Genomic DNA, 21,066 nt, shown 5'->3' on the forward strand with positions numbered 1-21,066 from the left:
GTGCAGTTTTTTATTGATTAACTAAATTTTCCATTTCATTTACTAGATCAATAATTGTATCTAGTGTTTTTATGTTACTTCCTTTTTCTTTTTTAGTGTTTTCCAAATATTTTAAAATAATTTTTTTTCTGTAGATTATTATTGGATTATCAGTATCTTCATTATAACCAAAACCATTAGGGATTAAACTTTCATATCTTATTCTTGATGGTATTTCATGTCTTAAGTCAATTAATACATATTCATTGTTTGGTAATTGAAAACGTATTTCATAACAGAACTCAGAATTGATGTCCTTATGAGTCAAGTATAATTTTTGAGTACTTAATAGTTTCTTTTTTGTTTTCCAATGCATATTTTTCTTAATAAATTATAATCTTAATTGCTAGATAAATAAATAGTCCAAATGTTAAAATAATTGCGAGAAGTGACTTTAAATTCTGTCTGTTAATCATTTTGCCATATTTTGCTACGTCTGTGTCTAAATTCCAATTCATTCTTTGCGAAGCATGTCTATAAATTTCCATTTGTTGTTGTTCTAAAAACACTAAATAAATTAAAACAGAAATAGGTAGAAGTGCTAACCAAAGACTAATAATTGGATTATCTGTTGGGAATTTCCCAAGCCCAAAATAAGAAGCGACTAGTATTCCGTTAATTGTAAAAAGTTTGTCGTGAATACGGTCAAAAGTAGATTGAATTTTTTTACTTGCTTCTTCTCCTTCTCGTTCAGCTTTTTCAATTAATTTGTCTCCTTCGGCTGTTAATTCATTGGTCGAAACTCTCGCTTCATTTTTTGCTAGAATTTCTAAAATTCTTTGTAAAATCTTATTTGTTTCTTTAGAATCTGTCATCTCTTAAATTGCACACAACTTGTTTATATACGTAATAAAATTATTGTTATATTCTCTTAATGGTAGGGTAAGCTGAACTTTTAGTAATTTTTATACGCTATCAAATGTATTAAAATCAGTACGTTATCTAAAACAAAGTTATTAACGAGTTGCTGTTATTTATTAACTAATTATACAATTCCAACGAACTTACTACAAGGGATGTACAAATTCTTACGGAATTCCATAAACCTATTAATTTTTATAGTTTATGACACACTTTATTGAATGGTCTCTCTTAAAGAAAGCTTTAACGATATACTTTTCGTTTACTAATTTTTACGTCTCCCTTTTTTTCTAAGGATTTTATCACTCTAATTACAGTTTCTACACGTAAACCTAAAATATCAGCTATTTGTTGACGTGTATAGGCAACTTTAAACGAGTATTTTCCTTCAACTTTATATACATCGTCTTTTAAATAATCAATAAAGCGGAGTACTCTGTGTGCGGGCTCTTGACTCGATATTTCAGAAGCAATAATGGCTTTATAGTACAAACGTTTTGCTAAACTTTGGGTGATTTTTAGGTGAATTTCAGGATTGTCTTGTAGTAATTTAAACAAATCACTTTTAGCTAAAGTTAGAATCGTACTGTCAGAAATAGCCACGGCATTGGCAGGATATTTTACATCGATAAACAAAGGCGGTTCACCAAAGCTTTGGTTTTTATAAAAAATACCTTGAATAAACTCTTTACCATCATCATTAAAATTATTCATTTTTACAGCACCACTTACTATTTGGTAGTAGTAGTGTGCGGTTTGTTTTTCAGAAAAAATAATTTCGTCTTTTTGAAAACCTTTGGCTTCAGCGTGGTATTTTAATAAGAGTTCTTCTGGAATCATTATGATTTAAGTCATAAATTGCAATTGCATAAAGATATACTTTTGTAGCGTATTTCAACAACGATTTGTAAATGGATAAAAGAGACATAGAAAATAGGGAAGATGTGTATAAGTTAGTATCAACCTTTTATAATGATAAAATTAGAAAGGATGATTTTATAGGCCCTATATTTTTAAAAACAATTCCAGAAGAAACTTGGGAACTTCATTTACAAAAGCTCACCGATTTTTGGGAAACGAATTTGTTTTTTGTGCGAAAATTTAAAGGAAACCCTATGAAAGCACATAAAGATGTAGATAGGGATTTTGAGTATTCTATTTACCAAGAACACTTTGGACGCTGGCTACAATTGTGGTTTGAAACGGTTGATGAACTTTTTGACGGAACAAAAGCACATGAAGCTAAAGAAAGAGCACGAAACATAGCTTCTATGCTCTTTTTTAGAATGTTTGAGGCTAAGCCGAAGCCCAAATCTACGACATAAGCAGGTAAAAAATCAACGAAATATTACCTACTATATTAATAATAAATGCCCATGCAATTATTTTAAAAGGACGTTGACTTATGGCAGCAGCATTAGCTCCCATAGCCGTTACACAAGCAAAAATTAGGGCAAATAAATTAACCTCACCATTTACGGCTAAAGCAGCTGTAATGGAAGCAATCATAGAGCCTACGGTAATTAATATAATAGATACACCAATGCTATTTTGTTCTCCTTCAGCAATTTTTTTATTGATGTAAGCCTTAATTCCCATACTATTTGTTTTTTGAAGTGTTTTTTCAGCGGTTAAGTTTTCAGTAGTTACCATATATACTAGTTTTTAGTAAAATTATGCAACTGATAACTAGATTTTTATGATTGAAGTCATAAATGAAAAAGAAGAAAAGGTCTTTTTATTTGTTAGATATTTTTATCTTCACATACTAAAATAAGCTGAGTGGAGTCAATAACTATAATTTACATTGTATTAGCCGTATTAATAAGCGTAGCCATTGCTTTTTTTCAATATTTCTATAAGGTAAATAGAACTCCGAAAGTACATATCTTACTTTTTAGCTTAAAGGCACTAAGTCTCTTTTTAGTTGGGCTGCTATTGATTAATCCGAAGATAACAACTCTTGAAACAGAAAACATAAAACCTGTGTTATCTGTATTGGCAGACAATTCGTTATCCACTCAATTTTTTAAAGAAGAAAAAAAGGTTCAAGAATTAATAACAAAAGTAGAAAGCAACGAAGAACTTCAAGATAAGTTTGATGTACAGTATTTTTCTTTTGGGAATGATATTAAGGTGTTGGATAGTTTATCGTTTGCTGAAACACAAACAGATATTTCAAAAGCAGTTGAAGCTGTTAATGAGTTGAATAAAGATAAAAATGCAGCTACCATTTTAATAACCGATGGAAATCAAACCCAAGGAAATGATTATGAGTTTTCATCAACAAAGCATAAAGTATTTCCTGTAGTTATTGGTGATACTATTAAGTATCAAGATATTCAAATATCGCAGTTAAATGTGAATAAGTACAGCTATGTAAAGAACAAGTTTCCTGTAGAAGCATTGTTGTATTATGAAGGAAAAGAAACCGTGAATACTACTTTTTCAATCGTAAAAAACGGGAGCAGAGTTTTCTCAAAAAGAGTGCGTTTCTCACCAGAAAATCCTGTGCAAACTGTTACAGCCAATTTAGTGTCTAATACCAAAGGAGTACACTATTACACAGCGTCGATAAGTAGTATAGCGAATGAAAAGAACACGAAGAACAATTATAAAAACTTTTCAGTAGAAGTTTTAGATGAGCAAACCAAAGTTTTATTACTCAGTTCTTTTTTACACCCAGATTTAGGAGCGCTTAAAAAAGCGATAGAGAGCAATAAACAACGAAAAATGGATATTGCTTTGATACAGGATAAGAATATAAATTTAGATGCGTATCAGTTTTTTGTTTTGTATCAACCTAACAGCTATTTTAAAACCACTTTAGAAAAAATACAATCTAACTTTTTACTGGTTTCAGGAACTAAAACAGATTGGAACTTTTTGAATAGTCAAAATTTTGGGGTTCAAAAAAGAGTTATCAACCAAAAAGAAGAATATACTGCTATTTACAATCCAGACTTTTTAACTTTTTATCAAGAGGATATAGGTTTTGGTCAATTTCCGCCACTAAAAGACAAGTTTGGAGAAGTACAGACTAAAAAAGAATCTCAAAGCTTGTTGTATCAGAAGTATGCAGGGGTAGAAACCACGCAACCATTATTATCAACCTTTGAAGAGAATGATAAAAAGTATGCCATACTATTTGGTGAAGGTATTTGGAAGTGGAGAGCTGCCAGTTATTTAAAAGAGAAAAGCTTTGAAAGTTTTGACACGTTTGTAGGAAACTTAGTTCAGTATTTAGCATCCACTAAAAAGAGAAGACGTTTAGATGTAAAAGCACAACGTTTGTACGCAGCCAATGAACCTATAACTATAAGTGCATTTTACGTTGATAAAAACTACCAGTTTGATAGCAGAGCATCTTTAGAGTTAACAATAACTAATTTAGAAACAAAGGCTAAAAAAAGTATTCCGTTTTCTTTATTTAATAACTCATATCAAGTTTCCGTTGAAGGATTAGCTTCAGGAGAATATTCATATACAGTAACTGTAAAAAACCAAAATATAAGTAGTTTAGGTAGGTTTAAAATTGAAGATTATCAGATAGAAGAGCAGTTTACCAATGCTAATTTTAAGAAACTAGAACAGCTAGCGTTAAAAACAGACGGAGCAATTGCTTATGTAGATAAAGTTGACGATTTACTAAAAAAGATACAAGAAGATGCATCTTTTTATACCACACAAAAGTCTATTACCAAAAAACAAAGTTTAGTTGATTGGAAATGGTTGTTATTACTAATTATAGTTTTATTGTCAATAGAATGGTTTGTTAGAAAATATTATGGTAAAATATGATGTATGAGCACTTTTTTCAATGTCCGCATTGTTGGGAAGAAATTTCCATGTTGCTGGATGCTAGTACATCTGAAACCTATGTAGAAGATTGTGAGGTATGTTGTAATCCTATACAAATAACTTTTACCTTTGTAAATAACGATTTAATAGCTTTTGAAGCTAAAAATATAGAACAATAAGTACGATGAGATTTCACACACGTAAATGGGTAAAACCAGAAGATTTAAATCCTAACGGAACACTTTTCGGAGGGCGATTATTACAATGGATTGATGAGGAAGTAGCGTTATATGCTATTATTCAGTTAGAAATTCCAAAAACAGTAACCAAGTTTATGTCTGAAATAAATTTTGTTAGTTCAGCAAAACAAGGAGATATTGTAGAAATAGGAATTGATGTAGTAAAGTTTGGAACAACATCTATCACCTTAAGTTGTGAGGTTCGTAACAAAATAACCCGAAAAACAATTATTGCAATTGATAAAATTATCATGGTGAGTTTAGACGAAGAAGGGAAACCTTTTGCACATGGTAAGACAAAAATTGAGTACGTTAAAGATAGATTGAATAATGAAGATTCATAAATTTTTATAATTTTGTAACCCTAAACGGTATTCGTGAAAAACAGTATCATCATATTATTAACCTTATTATTAGTTGTGCCTCCTTTACAGGCACATACTGATGCTGTGGTTTTTGTAGCTGAATCAGAGGTGCATCATGATGAGTTAAATGAAGATCATCAAGATGAGCATCATCAACATGATACTGAAGAAGAAAAAAGCAAAGAACATCACCATCATTGTAACGTAATTACTGTTACAGCAGATTTTATTCCGATTGATTATAGTTTTGATATTCCTATTTTTTTAGAAATAAGAAATAGTATTAACTTTTATCAAAACACATATTATAACTCATACCTATCGGCTATTTTTCAGCCACCCAAGTCTTAATTCTATTTTATTATTAAAAACAGCGGTAGCTCTTGTGTAAGCAAGAACTACAAACTGTTGTACCGATTATTTAATAATAACCGGTAGAAATTATGTTACAATAGAATTAAATCAATACAAAATGTTAGATAACATTATAAAATTTTCAATTAAAAATAAATTGATTATTGGAGCATTGGTTGTCGCATTAATAGGCTGGGGAATCTACTCTCTAAAACAGTTACCTATTGATGCAGTACCAGATATTACCAATAATCAGGTGCAAATAATAACATCTGCACCCTCACAATCAGCCCAAGATATAGAACGCTTAGTTACGTTTCCTATAGAAATTACCATGTCAAACATTCCAGATATAGAAGAAATTCGTTCTTTCTCTCGATTTGGATTAAGCGTCGTTACAATCGTTTTTAAAGAGAGTACCGATATTTATTGGGCGCGTCAACAAATTAGTGAACGATTGATAGAAGCCAAAAACCAGATTCCCGATGGAGTAGGAACACCTGAAATGGCACCTGTAACCACAGGACTGGGAGAAATTTATCAATACACACTATATGCTAAAAAAGGATATGAAAAGCAGTACGATGCAATGGAGTTACGCTCTATTCAAGACTGGATTGTACGTCGTCAACTGTTAGGAATTGAAGGAGTTGCAGATGTAAGTAGTTTTGGAGGCTTTTTAAAGCAATATGAAGTAGCTATTGAACCAGAACGCTTGCAATCGTTAAATGTTAGTATAAATGAGGTTTTTGAGGCACTATCTAAAAACAATCAGAATACAGGTGGGGCATATATAGATAAAAACCCGAAAGCGTATTTTATTAGAAGTGAAGGATTGATAAAAACTCCAGAAGACATCCAGAATATTGTCATAAAAAACAATGTAAATGGAACACCTATCTTGATGAAAGATATAGGGAAAGTTCAGTTAGGGCATGCGGTACGATATGGCGCAATGACAAGAAATACCGATGGAGAAGTGGTAGGTGCTATTGTTATGATGTTAAAAGGAGCCAATTCTTCAAAAGTGATTGAGAATGTAAAAGAAAGAATAGCACAAATAGAAAAAAGTTTGCCAGAAGGAGTTGCCATAAAACCCTTTTTAGATAGAACTAAATTAGTAGACAAAGCCATAAAAACGGTATCAACCAACCTTGTTGAAGGGGCTTTAATTGTCATCTTTATTTTGGTGTTATTGCTAGGAAACTTGCGAGCAGGTTTAATTGTAGCATCGGTTATCCCGTTAGCAATGTTGTTTGCCATTAGTTTAATGAAGGTGTTTGGTGTTTCTGGAAACCTAATGAGTTTAGGAGCTATTGATTTTGGTATTATCGTAGATGGTTCGGTAATTATAGTAGAGGCAACATTACATCATCTGGGGTTAAAAAAATCAGGAACGCAGTTAACCCAAGATCAAATGGATGATGAAGTGTATGAATCGGCTTCAAAAATAAGAACAAGTGCGGCTTTTGGAGAAATTATTATTCTTATAGTGTACTTACCAATTCTTGCCTTAGTAGGTATTGAAGGAAAAATGTTTAAACCTATGGCATTAACCGTAAGTTTTGCAATTTTAGGAGCTTTCTTATTATCACTTACCTATGTACCTATGATGAGTTCGTTGTTTTTAAAGAAAACAATCAACAACAAGAAGAATATTTCAGATAAAATCATCACAACATTACAAAATGTATATACTCCAATACTCAACTTTGTGCTAACTCATAAAGTAAAAGTTGTGATAGGTTCAGTAGCTATTTTTATATTCAGTTTAGTAACTTTTTCTAAAATGGGATCAGAGTTTATTCCTTCTTTAGATGAAGGAGATTTAGCAGTGCAAGCTATTGTATCAACAGGAAGTTCACTGTCGTACACTATAGATGTTTCAAATCAAGCATCAGCACTGTTAATGAAAGAGTTTCCAAACGAAATAGAGCAAATTGTAAGTAGAATAGGTTCTTCGGAAATTCCAACAGATCCAATGCCAATAGAGGCTTCAGACATCATTATCATTTTAAAAGAAAAAGATGAATGGACAAAAGCTAGCACAAAGAATGAACTGACAGAAAAAATGCAACAATTGTTAGATGAAAACATGCTAGGTGTTTCTTTTGGATTTCAACAGCCTATTCAAATGCGATTTAATGAGTTGATGACAGGTGCTAGGCAAGATGTTGTACTTAAAATTTATGGAGAAGACCTGAATAAATTGGTAAAATATGCCAATCAATTAAGTAGAATAATTCCAGATGTAGAAGGGGCAGAGGATGTGTATGTTGAAAAAATGACTGGATTACAACAAATTGTAATTGATTATAACAGAAGTCAGTTAGCGTATTATGGACTCAATATTGCTGATGTAAATACTACTGTTAATGCAGCTTTTGCAGGTCAAAGTGCAGGATCAGTATATGAAGGTGAGAAACGTTATGATTTGGTAGTGCGTTTAGCAAAAAATAGAAGAGCTAGCATTGAAGATATTCGTAAACTATATATTACAACTGCAACGGGGGCACAAATTCCGTTAACAGCAGTAGCATCTGTAGATTTTAAAACGGGACCAAATCAAATTCAAAGAGATGATGCTAAACGTAGAATAACAGTTGGTTTTAATGTAAGAGAACGTGATGTAGCTAGTATTGTTAAAGAACTAAAAGGTAAAGTCTCAGATAAAATAGCATTCGACCCAGGATACTATATTACTTATGGCGGAACTTTTAAAAACTTAGAAGAGGCTCGTGCAAGGTTGGGTATTGCAGTACCAGTAGCTTTATTACTCATCTTTTTGTTACTGTATTTTACTTTTAAATCGATTAAACAAAGTGTATTGATATTTACTGCCATACCTATGTCTGCTATTGGTGGAATTTTTGCCTTATGGTTACGAGATATGCCTTTTTCAATTTCAGCAGGAGTAGGTTTTATAGCATTATTTGGTGTAGCGGTGTTAAACGGAATCGTTTTAATTGCTGAGTTTAATCGTTTAAAAGCAGCTGGAATATCAGATCTTACAGAGATTGTAAAAAAAGGAACATCTGTACGTTTACGTCCTGTAATTATGACAGCAGCAGTGGCTTCGTTAGGCTTTTTACCAATGGCATTATCATCATCAGCAGGAGCAGAAGTACAAAAACCTTTAGCTACCGTAGTAATTGGAGGACTGATGTCTGCAACTCTATTAACCTTACTTATTTTACCTGTGCTGTATATGCTTTTTGAAAAGAAAGTGAACTTAAAAGTGAAAAAAGGCATAGTAACTATGGTGGTATTTACTCTTGGTGTTTTTGGAGTTCAAGCACAAGAAGTGCCTGAAAAGTTAACGGAACAACAAGTTATTGAATTGGCTTTGAATAAATCAGTGTTGATGAAAAAATCAACCTTAGCTATTGAAAAATCGAAAGCAGGAATAGATAAAGCGATTGAATTGAATCCGACAACGGTTCAATATCAAGATGTTGGTGTTGCTAATGGTATTTCAGAAAAAGAATGGTCTGTTAATCAGAATTTCGGTTCTATTTTAACACATATTCAAAAAAAGAAGTTAGCTAAAGAGAAAAATAACTTAGCAACTATTAACAATAACATATCTAAGAAAGAAACAATAAGAAAGGCAAGAAGCTTGTACCAGCAATGGAATTATTTGTATGGATTGTTATCGTTAATGGAAGAGCAACAGCTTAGTACAAATCAAATAAAAGATATAGCTAATAAGTTACATGCCTCTGGAGAAATAGGAGGATTAGAAAACGATTTAACCTCATTACAGTCGTTAGGAGTACAATCACAAAAAAACAAAACATATAAGAACTTTATTCAGGTAGAAAATAAACTAAAGCAGTTATTACAAATTGATTATTTGATAGAGCCCTTTGAAAAACTACCTCAAAAAAAGGAGTTTTTAATTCAAAAAGACTCGTTGTCAAATGATTTTATTCAGCGTTTAGAACAACAAAATAAGGTAGCTGCTAAAGGTGTGTCTGTAGCAAAATCAACTTATTTCCCTGCACTAACAGCGGGTATAATTAACAGAAAAACAGGAAGCGAGAACAGCTATACAGGTTTTAATGTAGGGGTAAATATTCCGCTTTCGTTTTGGTCTAATAATGCAAAAATTAAAGAGCAAAAAATTATACAAGAAGAAATAGCTTATGAAAATAATAACAGGGCTATGGTAATTCAGAATAATTATAAAAGCTTACAAGAACAGCTTACTTATTTAAATGAAGAGTTAGTAAGTATTCATTCAACAGTTACACAAGCGCAGAAGTTTATAAAAAAACTAGCATTAGCTTATAAGGTAGGAGAGATTGATGCATATCAATATAACCAGAGTTTTACTGCTTATTTTCAGGTAATGCAAAACTATTTATCCTTGGTTAATAATTTTAATCAAACTGTAATTGCCTACGAATTTTATATAAAAGAATAAAAATATACACATGAAAAAATTAGTAATAATAGTAGTAACTATCATCTTTGTTGTTAGTTGTAAGGAAAAAAAAGAAGATCATTCAGATCATGATCATGCAACAGAAGAAAAAATAACTCAGAATTTAAAGGAAGGAGAAGAGCATGATGAAAATGGAATTCATTTAACTCAACAACAGGTTGTAACAGCTAAAATAGAGACATCTGTAATCGAAAAGAGAAAGATTAGAGAAAAAGTAGCAGTAACAGGAACAATAGAGGTACCACCACAAAGCAAAGCTACTATATATGCACCTTTAGAAGCGTTTGTTTATAAAACAGATTTGTTACCTGGTGATAAAGTGAAAAAAGGACAAACAGTAGCAGTATTACAGCATCCTAACTTTATAGAGTTACAATATGCTTACCTTGAAGCAGTGAATAAGCTAAAAGTAACTAAGGCAGATTATGAAAGAAAGAAAATGCTGTTAGAAAATGATATTACCTCAAAAAAATCGTTTCAAATAGCTGAAGGAAGTTATCGATCTGCAAAAAGTTTAGCGAATAGCTATGCAGCACAATTAAAGATGGCAGGATTATCACCTACTACAGTTGCAACTAAAGGAATTCAGCAATATGTATATGTAAAGGCTCCGATTTCTGGTTATGTTGTAGAGAATAACTTGAATAAAGGAATGTTTTTAGCAGCTAACTCGGAGATGATGGAAATAATAGATAATGATCATATGCATGCGGAGTTAAATGTTTTTGGAACGGATATAACAAAAATAAAAAAGGGAGATGAGTTCGAGTTTCAACCATCTGGAATAGATGTAGCCTACAGAGGATATATAAAATTGATTAGTCAGAAAGTAGACGATCAAACGAAAACAGTAAATGTACATGGACACTTTGAGGATGAGCAAAACCGATTAAAAGCAGGGATGTTTATCAATGCTCAGATTTTGTTAGGAGGAGAGGAAGTGTATGCAGTACCTGAAGAAGCAGTAATAGAAAATGAAGGAGAGCATTTTATTTTTATTAAAAAGTCAGCAGATGAATTTATACCTGTTGAGGTAACTGTTGGAGGTTCTGATAATGGATTTGTCGAAATCAAAACAATTCAAGAGAATAATTACAATGTAACTATTGTAACTAAAGGAGCACACTTTTTAAAAGGAAAGTTATTACAAATGGCAGGCGGAATGGAAGGTCATGCTCATTAATAAAAAAAACAAGCGATTATAGATTAGATAATCGCTTGTTTAGTTTTAATGCATCTTTTTTATACATTTAAAGTCAATTAATAAAAACATGGGACACAACCATCATCATCATTCACATGGAAGTTCTACAGGAAATATAGCTGTAGCTTTTTTTCTTAATCTCGCATTTACAATTATTGAATTTATAGGAGGCTTTTACACGAATAGTTTAGCCATTATGTCTGATGCTTTGCATGATTTAGGAGATAGTTTAAGCTTGGGGTTGTCTTGGTATTTTCAAAAAAAATCGACAAAAAGAGCAAATAAGAAATATTCATACGGGTATAAAAGGTTCTCTCTTTTAGGAGCTGTAATTAATTCAATAGTATTAGTTATTGGTTCGGTATTTATAATAAAAGAGGCGATTCCTAGAATTATTAATCCAGAAAGTGCAGATGCTAAAGGAATGATGTGGTTGGCTGTTTTAGGAATTATAGTAAATGGTGCTGCTGTATTAAAACTAAAAAAGGGAACCTCAATTAACGAACGAGTAGTTTCATTACATTTATTAGAAGATGTATTAGGTTGGGTAGTAGTATTACTAGCAAGTATTGTAATGCAGTTTTGGGATGTTCCAGTTTTAGATCCAGTTTTATCTATTGCTATTGCTGGTTTTGTGCTGTATAATGTATATAAAAACATTAAAGAGAGTCTTAGAGTTATATTACAAGGAACTCCTGAAAATGTTTCTGTAGAAGAGGTTCAACAAAGAATAGTTTCTATGGAAGAGATAGAGAATATTCACGATTGTCACTTATGGACGATGGACGGGCAGTATAATGTGTTTACAGCTCATTTAGTAATAAAAAACAGCGAATTATCTTGGGGAAAAAATCATCAAATAAAACAAGAAGTTAAGCGAGTTTTGCATGATGAATTTCACTTAGAACATATTACTCTTGAGCTTGAATTTGCATCACAAGAATGCGATTATGAAAACTGCGGTTCATAAATTTAATTGTACATTTGAGTATAAAACATAAAAAAATGACAAGAAATCAAGTAGAGTTAAAGTTTCCAAAATTCGGATTGTTAATTCCAGTAGTTGTAGTTCTAGTAATTTTTATAGCAAAATCAACTGTAACAATTAATTCAGGAGAAGCAGGTGTGTTGTATAAAACGTTTGGAGGAGGAGTTGTTACAGACGAACCACCATTAGGAGAAGGTTTTCATGTGGTTGCTCCTTGGAATAAAGTACATGTATATGAGGTAAGACAGCAAGAGCTTTTTGAAAAAATGAAAGTATTGTCATCTAACGGATTAGAAATTCAAATAGATGCATCCGCTTGGTATCAACCAGTTTATAAAGATTTAGGAAACTTACATCAAACACTAGGTGAAAATTATTTACAACGTGTAATTCAGCCAGCAATTCGTTCAGCAGCGCGTAGTGTAGTAGGCCGTTATACACCTGAACAATTGTATTCAAGTAAAAGGGATGCTATTCAAGATGAAATATTTATAGAAACAAAAAAGATATTAGAAAAGCAATATGTTCAGTTAAATGAAATTTTAGTAAGAGATGTAACGTTACCATCAACTATTAAAGAAGCAATTGAACGTAAGTTAAAGCAAGAGCAAGAGTCGTTAGAATATGAGTTTAGATTAGTTACGGCTCAAAAAGAAGCAGAAAAGCAAATTATTGAAGCAAAAGGTAAAGCTGATGCAAATAGAATTTTAAGTGCTTCATTAACAGATAAAATTTTGCAGGATAAAGGTATCGAAGCTACCAATAGATTAGCAAACTCTAACAATAGTAAAGTGGTTATTATAGGTTCTGGAAAAAGCGGAATGCCAATTATTTTAGGAAATCAATAAATAGTCTAGAAGAAAGTAATGGTTTTAAAAGTGGGCTCTGATATAGAGTTAAGAAAACTAGAGCTAAAGGATGCTACTGATATTTTCAAAACAATTAATAAAGAAAGAGAATATTTAGGTAAATGGTTGCCTTTTGTAGAATACACAAAAGAGTTAAAAGATACTGAAGGTTTTGTAAATTCAGTTGTAGGTGTTTCTGAGGATAAGTTAGAATATACGTTTACGATAAGAAGGCAAGATAAGTTTATAGGATTGATAGGTTTAAAAGATACTGATGTTTTAAATAAGAAAACAGAAGTAGGGTATTGGCTTTCTGAGGAGGAACAAGGTAAAGGTATAATGACGAAATCAGTAAAAGAGATATGTAACTTAGCTTTTACGGAATTACAAATGAATAGAATTCAAATTAAATGTGCAGTAGGAAATATACCAAGTAAAAATATACCTAAAAGATTAGGTTTTAAGTTAGAAGGAGTTGAAAGAGAAGGGGAGCTACTAACAGGGAATCTTTTTACAGACTTAGAAGTATACAGTAAATTAAAGAATGACTAATTATAATTTATATTATATAAAAAAGCAGCTCAATTGAGCTGCTTTTTTTATTATGACTAAGGCTGATTTAACCTCTTCTACGTTTTCTTCCGAAACCAGCAGCAGGCTTGTTATCTCCTCTTCTAGAAGAACTATTTTCACTACGTCTTCTACCAAAACCTTTTTTGTTGTCAGAAGGCTTATCGCTTCTACGTCTTTTACCATTGAATCCACCACCGCCACTTCTGCGTGGTTTTCTTCCACCACCGCTACGGTCGTTTTTAGTAATTTCTATATTTACTGATCTTCCATTAAAATCAGGGTCGTTAGCAGCAAAAGCATCTAAAGTTTCTTTTTCGAAGTTTTTATCTATTTCAAAGAAAGAAAAAGTATCTAAGATGTCTATAGCACCAATCTCTATTTTATCACCAATATTTTGGTCGTTGATTAAACCAATTAGTTTTGCTGGATTTAAACGATCTTTTCTACCTAAGTTAATAAAGAAACGAGTCATGTTTTCACTAGAAGAACGTCCTCTAGAGTTTTCTCTTGAAGATAAATTATTTAAGTCAGGAGCATTTTCATAATATGATAAAAATGTATTGAATTCTAAAGAAACAAACTTTTGAATTAACTCTTCTCTACTTAAATCTTCTAACTTTTCATAAATACTAGGTAAAAAACCTTCAATTTGATCTGTATTTACTTCAGTATTATGAACCTTATCAATTAAATGAAATAATTGATTTTGACATATTTCTTTGCCTGAAGGAATAGGTGTTTGTTCGAATTTCTTTTTTATAATTCGCTCAATAGGACGTAATCTTCCTTGTTCTTTTTTGCTTACTAAAGCAATAGAAATTCCTTTATTACCAGCCCTACCAGTTCTACCACTACGGTGGTTGTAGTTTTCAATTTGATCTGGTAATTTATGATTGATAACGTGTGTTAAGTTGTTAACATCTAAACCACGAGCAGCAACATCAGTAGCTACTAATATTTGAATGTTCTTTTTACGAAATTTCTCCATTACAGAGTCACGTTGAGCTTGCGATAAATCACCGTGTAAAGAATCAGCATTATAGCCATCTCTAATAAGATTGTTGGCTACTTCTTGTGTTTCTCTACGTGTTCTACAGAAAACAATTCCGTAAATATCAGGATTTAAATCAGCAACTCTTTTTAAAGCAGGGTAACGAGTTTTTTCGTTTACTAAATAATACTCATGACTAACATTATCAGAACCTTGATTCTTTTGCCCTGAAGTAACTTCTACAGGGTTTGTCATATAGTTTTTTGCAATATCTTCTACTTCTCTAGGAAAAGTAGCAGAAAACAATAATGTTTGCTTAGTGTTTGGAGTAGCTTCTAAAACTTGGTCTAATTCATCTTTAAAGCCCATGTTAAGCATTTCATCAGCCTCATCAAGAACTAACCATTGTACATTACCTAGTTTTAAAGCTCTTCTTTTAATTAAGTCTACAGTTCTACCAGGAGTACCTACAACTATTTGAACACCTTTTTTAAGTTTTCTTATCTGCTCTTCAATGTTAGCTCCACCATAAACAGTAGCTACTTTTAAGTTTGGTAAATACTTTGAAAAATCTTCAATGTTTTTTCCTATTTGTACTGCTAGTTCACGAGTAGGAGATAAAATGATTGCTTGTGTGTGTGTGCTTGTTTGATCAGCAAGTTCAATAATAGGCAAACTAAAGGCAGCAGTTTTACCTGTACCAGTTTGTGCAAATGCTTTTAAATCTTCGGTAGAAGAAATTATTTGTGGAATTGCTTTTTCTTGAATTACTGTTGGCTTTTCATAACCTAGATCGGTTAACGCCTTATTGATAGGTTCTTGCAAACCTAAATCTAAAAATGTTGACATACTGTGTTTTTAGAGAACCCACAGATGCCCCTCCGCGAATTCTATAATTAATATTAATTAAATCGTTTAGTACGATTTTTTTTGGACGGTGCAAAAGTACACTAAATAAAATGAATAGAGGTTAACTATTTAATTTTTTGTAAATTACTGATTTCTAGATTTATATCTTTAGCAGATAAACTAGTATAACCATTTTGAATAATTCCGTTTTTATCAACTAAAATCATACGAGGAAACTTACTGGTAGTAAAGTCACATACAGCACTCTCACTAGGTATAGTGTATTGATACTTAACATCTACATTCTTAGTAAACCTTTTAGAGGAGTCACATAAATTAACTAGTATAAAATTAACGTCTGGATTTTTTTTAACTAAGTAATTGAAACGGGAAGATACCCAATCGTCTGAAGCGTATTGGTAATTTTTTAACAAAACAACGGTGTTTTTATCTTTAGAAATACTCTTGAAGTCTTTCAGTTCACCATCAGCTGCAATTAATTTGAAAGAAGGTAATCGTTCTCCTTTAGTTAATATTTTTAAGTCATTAATTAAACGTTGAACATTCTTTTTATGCTCGTTATTAGTATTTAGCTTGAAGAAAGTAAAAAAAGCTTCGCTTTTCATTTCGCTACTAGGTTCTTCATAAAAGTTACGAATAACAGCATTGTATAACATTTTGTTTTTTACTGTTTCAAGCGCTATATTTTCATCAATAGAGTGTAGTAAATCTTGAGTAAAATTTTCTGATTTTACACCATTACTCTTAAGATAAGCATCATTTTGTATTTTCTCAATAATAAATCTGTAATATGGACCATAAAACATTAAAGAGTCTTTGTTTGTTGGTGCATTCTTACGATACTCAAAATAAGAACTATTAATCTTTTCAGATGTTTTTTCCTTTAAGTTTAGGATAGCATACTCTTCAAGTTTCGCATATAAAGGAAAATTTAAAGAAATATTAAAAATATCCATAAAACCAGAAGCATCATTACTACGAGCTTTATAGTTTTCAAAAATGGCTTTTTTAATAGATTTCATTGAATCTATTTTAGCTAAAAATTCTTCTTTGGGTAAAGAAAGATATTTTGAAGTGTTTTTATAATCTTGCTCATACTGTAAAAAAGACTCAATTAATAGATTATTTCGTTCAGCATTAACACCACTAAAAACAAGAGATTCGTCAAAATCCCAAGTATTTAATCTAATTAATAAACTATCAGAAGGTTGCATGTACACATACTGAAGCTCATTACCATGGTGAAAAATATACAGCCCCTCTTTAAATTTATCGTAGCTTCCTAAAAATGTATTATTCTTACTAAGAGGAATAGTATCGTTAAAGTTGTAGTTATCAGATAACACAACGAAGTCACATTTAGGATTGATGATTTTACCCCCAAAATAGGTAGGCTTATTTTTATTAGACTCGTTACATCCAATAAATAGAATTAATATGAGAGGTATAAAATACTTAATCATGATTTAAATTACCCTAAATATTAGAGCTCAAAAATAGATAACTCTTTAATATTAGGCTGTTAATTCGTTGTTAAAAAGAATTAAAACGAGCCAAAAGTAAGATGTTAAAAACTTTCATGCAAATTCTTTTATAGTCTTTAGTTTTTATACTTTTGCACGGAATTAAAAAAAATATACATGTTATCAGTTTCTAATTTATCAGTTCAGTTTGGAAAACGTGTTTTGTTTGATGAAGTAAACACTAAGTTTACACAAGGAAATTGCTACGGAATTATCGGAGCAAATGGAGCAGGGAAATCTACATTTTTAAAGATTTTATCAGGAAAACAAGAACCTACTTCTGGTCAAGTTCATTTAGAACCAGGAAAAAGAATGTCTGTATTAACACAGGACCACTATGCTTTTGACGAGTATACTGCCTTAGAAGCTGTGTTAATGGGAAATAAAGAACTACATAAAATAAAGTCAGAAATAGATGCTTTGTATGCGGATTATTCTGATGAAAATGCAGAGAAAATAGGAGAATTACAAGTTCGTTTTGAAGAAATGGATGGTTGGAATGCCGATGCTTCTGCTGCAAGTTTATTATCTAATTTAGGTATTAAAGAAGAAGATCATTATACATTACTATCAGAGTTAGACTCGAAGAAAAAAGTACGTGTATTATTAGCACAAGCGTTATTTGGTAATCCTGATGTATTAATTATGGATGAGCCTACCAACGATTTGGACTTCGAAACCATTGCTTGGTTAGAGAATTTCTTAGCAAATTATGATAATACAGTAATTGTAGTATCTCACGACCGTCACTTTTTAGATGCTGTTTGTACACATATTTCTGATATTGATTTTGGGAAGATAAACCACTACTCAGGAAATTATACATTTTGGTATGAATCATCTCAATTAGCAGCTAAACAAAGAGCGCAACAAAATAAAAAGGCAGAAGATAAAAAGAAAGAATTAGAGGAGTTTATTCGTCGTTTCTCTGCAAACGTTGCAAAATCTAAACAAGCGACTTCTCGTAAGAAAATGATAGAGAAACTAAACGTAGATGAAATTAAACCATCTTCACGTCGTTATCCAGCAATTATTTTTGAAAGAGATAGAGAGGCAGGAGATCAAATTTTAAATGTAGAAGGTCTTTCTAAAAAAGATGCAGAAGGCGAATTATTATTCTCTAAAGTAGATCTTAACTTAAATAGAGGAGATAAAGTTGCTGTTATTTCTAAAAACTCTAAAGCAACTACAGCTTTTTATCAAGTAATTTCAGGCAATGAAGAAGCTGATTCAGGTAAATACAGTTGGGGTGTAACTACTACACAGTCATACTTGCCAGCAGATAATTCTGCTTACTTTCAAAATGGAGAATTGAATTTAGTAGATTGGTTACGTCAATACGCGCAAACTGAAGAGGAAAGAGAGGAAGTGTTTTTAAGAGGTTTCTTAGGGAAAATGATTTTTTCTGGAGAAGAAGCTCTAAAGAAAAGTAATGTATTATCAGGAGGAGAGAAAGTACGTTGTATGTTATCTCGTATGATGATGACTAGAGCTAACATTTTAATGTTAGATGAGCCAACAAACCACTTAGACTTAGAATCTATTCAAGCATTGAATAACTCTTTAATTAACTTTAAAGGAACTGTGTTGTTTACTACACATGACCACGAGTTTGCACAAACAGTAGCGAATAGAGTTATAGAAATAACACCTAAGGGTATTATTGATAAATATGCTACTTTTGATGAGTATTTAGATGATCCTAAAGTAAAAGAGTTAAGAGAGAAGATGTACTCTTAAAATTATAAGATATAAAAAAAGGGAGCTAATTAGCTCCCTTTTTTATTGTGCTTTTATTTAGAGGAAGTACCCCAAAACGTTGTTTATATATTTTAGAAAAATGTGTTGAATGTAGGTAACCTACTTCCAAGGCTAATGTTTTTAATAATACAGAAGGGTTTTGTTCTACAATACTTCGAGCTTTTTGTAATTTAATTTCTGTAATAAATTGATTAGGGGTTAACCCAGTAGCTGCTTTAATTTTTCTATTTAAAGAACTTCTTGAAGTGTTGAAATGTTGAGCAATATCTTCTTGTGTCATGTTTGGATCAGAGCATTGCTTGTTAATAAACTCTTCTACTTTTTTTATCCACAAATCACCTTCGCTCAATTCTTCCTTTTTAATAGTATTCTCTTTAATAAAGGTTGTTCGGTTTATGCTATTGTTTAAGGCATTTTGTATTCGAATAAGTAACTCTTCTTTTTCAAAAGGTTTATTTAAATAATCATCAATACCTAATCGCAGAACTTCTAATTTACTTTTAGTGTCAGTACGGGCTGTAAGCATTAAAATAGGGACATTTATTTTGTTTGCCTTAATTTTTTCTATCAAAGCTAAACCATTCATTACAGGCATCATATAATCGGTAATAACAAAGTCAATTTTTTCTTTAGAAAGAAAATCTAACGCTTCTTCTCCGTTTTCAGCTTCAAAACAAGTGTAATTGCTTAGAATCCTCTTTAAGTAAGCTCGCATTTCAAAATTATCATCAACAATAAGAATTCTATAGTGACCTGATTTAGGTTGTTTAATTATGTCTTTAGAAATTAAAGTACTTTTATGTGCATTCTTTTTTGAGGTTTTTTCAAGTTGTATTTCTTTGTTTATTTTAGTTGTTTCTGGTAAAGAGATTATAAATGTGCTGCCTTTACCCAATTCACTTTTTACAGTTAAGCTTCCTTGGTGTAGCTCAATAATTTCTTTGCTAAAAGCTAAGCCTATACCGCTACCTCCAGCTTTATTAATATCATTTTTAACTTGATAAAAACGGTTGTAAATGAGTTTAATATTTTTTTCAGAAATTCCTATACCAGAGTCTTTGATAGAGATAATAATTTGTTCGTTTAGCTTGTTTAAAGAAACTGTAATGTTTCCTTTTTTAGGAGTGTATTTAATAGCATTAAGAATAATGTTATTTAACGCTCTTTCTAAAAAAATAATGTCAGATGATACCCAGCACTCACTTTTTTCTTTTTTTACAGTGAAAACAATTTCTTTTTGGTTGCATAAAGGTTCAAAAGAGGTATAGAGTTTATCAATTAACTTATTTATTAAGTAGGGAGTAGGTGATATTTTAAAATTAGCTTCTTTCATTTTAGCTAAATCAAGCACATCGTCAACTATGTTTTTAATTTTATTAACCTGTTTGTTTAGGCGGTTTTTAATCTCAAAACCTTCTTTTTCGTATGCGGATCCTTTTAAAAGTTCTAATTGGTCTATTTCACCTTTAATTAAGGTAAGAGGAGTTCTGATTTCATGAGAAACATTGATGAAAAATTGAGATTGAAATTCATTTAGTTCTTCCAGCTGTTTTCGTTGGTTCTCCAGAGTTTCCTCACTTTTAATATTGGCATTTTTAAAGTACTGTACTAAAAAAAAGAAAATAATGAATTGAATTAAAATAAGTACAGGAGAACCAAATGTACCTTCTGGATAAATAGGGAAAATATGTATTGGAATAACAAAAAGTAAGTAAGAAATAATAAAAACACTATAAAGTAAGTATTTGTTATTGGTAAAAAGTAATAGAAATACAGGTACAACAATGTAAAAGTATTCAATATAACCACCTCTTTCAGCAAAATTACAGAACATAAAATTACTGTATAGAATTAACGAGAAAAATAAAATACGTGCTACCATAAATTTACGTTTGTATTGTAAAAATAAGGTAACCAACAACCCTGTTATACTACCCATATGTATTAAAACAGGAAGTGAATAAATTCCTTTTTTCAGAGTGTCTTCTGTGATTAAAATAAGTTCAATTAAAAACCAATTAGAAATAAAGATATTAAGTAAACGAACCCTCTTCATTTCTAATTTAGAAAGTTTATCTGTTACACCAATATTAGTTATGTTATTATAAAGTTTAGCTACTTCCCCCATTAGAATAATTAAAAGGTCAAATATATTAATCTATCCATAAACAACATCTTTTTTATGATTTGTTACCAGTG

The 21,066-nt window shown here is 31.2% G+C and carries 18 protein-coding genes; 11 read left to right on the plus strand and 7 right to left on the minus strand.

Translation table 11 applies throughout. From position 1 onward, the window contains the following. Window positions 1-10 precede the first annotated feature (10 nt). The 3 genes from LCI24_RS06920 to LCI24_RS06930 form a co-directional block, all read right to left on the minus strand. Window positions 11-355 carry a hypothetical protein gene (locus tag LCI24_RS06920; protein WP_274639718.1) on the minus strand — a complete coding sequence of 115 codons (345 nt, stop codon included), beginning with the start codon at window positions 353-355 and terminating at the stop codon, window positions 11-13. A 7-nt stretch (window positions 356-362) separates the two neighbouring features. Further along, on the minus strand, window positions 363-854 hold the full coding sequence (locus LCI24_RS06925; RefSeq protein WP_274639719.1) for a hypothetical protein: 492 nt from the start codon (window positions 852-854) through the stop codon (window positions 363-365). Between the two features lie 289 nt (window positions 855-1,143). After that, window positions 1,144-1,740: a Crp/Fnr family transcriptional regulator gene (locus LCI24_RS06930; protein ID WP_274639720.1), complete on the minus strand. Its 597-nt coding sequence runs from the start codon at window positions 1,738-1,740 to the stop codon at window positions 1,144-1,146. Window positions 1,741-1,811: 71 nt separating this feature from the next. Between LCI24_RS06930 and LCI24_RS06935 the strand changes: the two genes are divergently transcribed. Then, complete coding sequence (locus LCI24_RS06935) at window positions 1,812-2,225, plus strand: group III truncated hemoglobin (RefSeq protein WP_274639721.1); 414 nt, start codon at window positions 1,812-1,814, stop codon at window positions 2,223-2,225. On the opposite strand, the gene LCI24_RS06940 is transcribed toward LCI24_RS06935, so the two are convergent. Continuing rightward, entirely contained in the window at window positions 2,215-2,553 is a 339-nt protein-coding gene (locus tag LCI24_RS06940; RefSeq protein ID WP_274639722.1) for a hypothetical protein, read from the minus strand. The genes LCI24_RS06935 and LCI24_RS06940 overlap by 11 nt on opposite strands. A gap of 129 nt (window positions 2,554-2,682) precedes the next feature. Here LCI24_RS06940 and LCI24_RS06945 point away from each other — a divergent pair, with 129 nt between their 5' ends. The 9 genes from LCI24_RS06945 (at window position 2,683) to LCI24_RS06985 (ending at window position 13,701) form a co-directional block, all read left to right on the plus strand. Then, entirely contained in the window at window positions 2,683-4,701 is a 2,019-nt protein-coding gene (locus LCI24_RS06945; RefSeq protein WP_274639723.1) for a VWA domain-containing protein, read from the plus strand. Further along, complete coding sequence (locus LCI24_RS06950) at window positions 4,701-4,880, plus strand: CPXCG motif-containing cysteine-rich protein (RefSeq protein ID WP_167714310.1); 180 nt, start codon at window positions 4,701-4,703, stop codon at window positions 4,878-4,880. The genes LCI24_RS06945 and LCI24_RS06950 overlap by 1 nt, the downstream gene beginning before the upstream one ends. Window positions 4,881-4,885: 5 nt before the next feature. Next, the gene (locus tag LCI24_RS06955) at window positions 4,886-5,284 is read left to right on the plus strand and encodes an acyl-CoA thioesterase (RefSeq protein ID WP_274639724.1); all 399 of its coding nucleotides are present in this window, start codon (window positions 4,886-4,888) and stop codon (window positions 5,282-5,284) included. A gap of 33 nt (window positions 5,285-5,317) precedes the next feature. Beyond that, window positions 5,318-5,656, plus strand: coding sequence for a hypothetical protein (locus LCI24_RS06960; protein WP_274639725.1), 339 nt, complete (start codon window positions 5,318-5,320; stop codon window positions 5,654-5,656). Between the two features lie 121 nt (window positions 5,657-5,777). Then, window positions 5,778-10,088, plus strand: coding sequence for a CusA/CzcA family heavy metal efflux RND transporter (locus LCI24_RS06965; RefSeq protein WP_274639726.1), 4,311 nt, complete (start codon window positions 5,778-5,780; stop codon window positions 10,086-10,088). A 10-nt stretch (window positions 10,089-10,098) separates the two neighbouring features. Next, window positions 10,099-11,292 (plus strand): efflux RND transporter periplasmic adaptor subunit, encoded by a 1,194-nt coding sequence (locus LCI24_RS06970; RefSeq protein WP_274639727.1) that lies wholly within the window; start codon window positions 10,099-10,101, stop codon window positions 11,290-11,292. An 88-nt stretch (window positions 11,293-11,380) separates the two neighbouring features. After that, window positions 11,381-12,283 carry a cation diffusion facilitator family transporter gene (locus tag LCI24_RS06975; RefSeq protein ID WP_274639728.1) on the plus strand — a complete coding sequence of 301 codons (903 nt, stop codon included), beginning with the start codon at window positions 11,381-11,383 and terminating at the stop codon, window positions 12,281-12,283. A 35-nt stretch (window positions 12,284-12,318) separates the two neighbouring features. Further along, window positions 12,319-13,149: a prohibitin family protein gene (locus LCI24_RS06980; protein WP_274639729.1), complete on the plus strand. Its 831-nt coding sequence runs from the start codon at window positions 12,319-12,321 to the stop codon at window positions 13,147-13,149. A gap of 18 nt (window positions 13,150-13,167) precedes the next feature. Then, a complete protein-coding gene (locus LCI24_RS06985; protein WP_274639730.1) occupies window positions 13,168-13,701 on the plus strand; it encodes a GNAT family N-acetyltransferase in 534 nt (177 codons plus the stop codon). Between the two features lie 67 nt (window positions 13,702-13,768). Here LCI24_RS06985 and LCI24_RS06990 read toward each other — a convergent pair whose 3' ends face one another. Then, window positions 13,769-15,562, minus strand: coding sequence for a DEAD/DEAH box helicase (locus LCI24_RS06990; protein ID WP_274639731.1), 1,794 nt, complete (start codon window positions 15,560-15,562; stop codon window positions 13,769-13,771). A gap of 125 nt (window positions 15,563-15,687) precedes the next feature. Beyond that, a complete protein-coding gene (locus tag LCI24_RS06995) occupies window positions 15,688-17,046 on the minus strand; it encodes a TlpA family protein disulfide reductase (RefSeq protein WP_274639732.1) in 1,359 nt (452 codons plus the stop codon). Between the two features lie 177 nt (window positions 17,047-17,223). On the opposite strand from LCI24_RS06995, the gene LCI24_RS07000 reads away from it, so the two are divergent. Continuing rightward, window positions 17,224-18,846, plus strand: coding sequence for an ABC-F family ATP-binding cassette domain-containing protein (locus LCI24_RS07000; RefSeq protein WP_274639733.1), 1,623 nt, complete (start codon window positions 17,224-17,226; stop codon window positions 18,844-18,846). 25 nt (window positions 18,847-18,871) lie between these two features. On the opposite strand, the gene LCI24_RS07005 is transcribed toward LCI24_RS07000, so the two are convergent. After that, complete coding sequence (locus LCI24_RS07005) at window positions 18,872-20,995, minus strand: hybrid sensor histidine kinase/response regulator transcription factor (protein ID WP_274639734.1); 2,124 nt, start codon at window positions 20,993-20,995, stop codon at window positions 18,872-18,874. Window positions 20,996-21,066: the final 71 nt, after the last annotated feature.

Source organism: Tenacibaculum larymnensis (assembly GCF_028829235.1).
In the GTDB taxonomy this organism is placed as follows: domain Bacteria; phylum Bacteroidota; class Bacteroidia; order Flavobacteriales; family Flavobacteriaceae; genus Polaribacter; species Polaribacter larymnensis.

What these genes read in the sequence shown, in the direction of transcription:
- LCI24_RS06920 (WP_274639718.1), bottom strand. Translation starts at nt 355, where the DNA reads ATGCATTGGAAAACAAAAAAGAAACTATTAAGTACTCAAAAATTATAC.
- LCI24_RS06925 (WP_274639719.1), bottom strand. Translation starts at nt 854, where the DNA reads ATGACAGATTCTAAAGAAACAAATAAGATTTTACAAAGAATTTTAGAA.
- LCI24_RS06930 (WP_274639720.1), bottom strand. Translation starts at nt 1,740, where the DNA reads ATGATTCCAGAAGAACTCTTATTAAAATACCACGCTGAAGCCAAAGGT.
- LCI24_RS06935 (WP_274639721.1), top strand. Translation starts at nt 1,812, where the DNA reads ATGGATAAAAGAGACATAGAAAATAGGGAAGATGTGTATAAGTTAGTA.
- LCI24_RS06940 (WP_274639722.1), bottom strand. Translation starts at nt 2,553, where the DNA reads ATGGTAACTACTGAAAACTTAACCGCTGAAAAAACACTTCAAAAAACA.
- LCI24_RS06950 (WP_167714310.1), top strand. Translation starts at nt 4,701, where the DNA reads ATGTATGAGCACTTTTTTCAATGTCCGCATTGTTGGGAAGAAATTTCC.
- LCI24_RS06955 (WP_274639724.1), top strand. Translation starts at nt 4,886, where the DNA reads ATGAGATTTCACACACGTAAATGGGTAAAACCAGAAGATTTAAATCCT.
- LCI24_RS06965 (WP_274639726.1), top strand. Translation starts at nt 5,778, where the DNA reads ATGTTAGATAACATTATAAAATTTTCAATTAAAAATAAATTGATTATT.
- LCI24_RS06970 (WP_274639727.1), top strand. Translation starts at nt 10,099, where the DNA reads ATGAAAAAATTAGTAATAATAGTAGTAACTATCATCTTTGTTGTTAGT.
- LCI24_RS06975 (WP_274639728.1), top strand. Translation starts at nt 11,381, where the DNA reads ATGGGACACAACCATCATCATCATTCACATGGAAGTTCTACAGGAAAT.
- LCI24_RS06980 (WP_274639729.1), top strand. Translation starts at nt 12,319, where the DNA reads ATGACAAGAAATCAAGTAGAGTTAAAGTTTCCAAAATTCGGATTGTTA.
- LCI24_RS06985 (WP_274639730.1), top strand. Translation starts at nt 13,168, where the DNA reads ATGGTTTTAAAAGTGGGCTCTGATATAGAGTTAAGAAAACTAGAGCTA.
- LCI24_RS06990 (WP_274639731.1), bottom strand. Translation starts at nt 15,562, where the DNA reads ATGTCAACATTTTTAGATTTAGGTTTGCAAGAACCTATCAATAAGGCG.
- LCI24_RS06995 (WP_274639732.1), bottom strand. Translation starts at nt 17,046, where the DNA reads ATGATTAAGTATTTTATACCTCTCATATTAATTCTATTTATTGGATGT.
- LCI24_RS07000 (WP_274639733.1), top strand. Translation starts at nt 17,224, where the DNA reads ATGTTATCAGTTTCTAATTTATCAGTTCAGTTTGGAAAACGTGTTTTG.
- LCI24_RS07005 (WP_274639734.1), bottom strand. Translation starts at nt 20,995, where the DNA reads ATGGGGGAAGTAGCTAAACTTTATAATAACATAACTAATATTGGTGTA.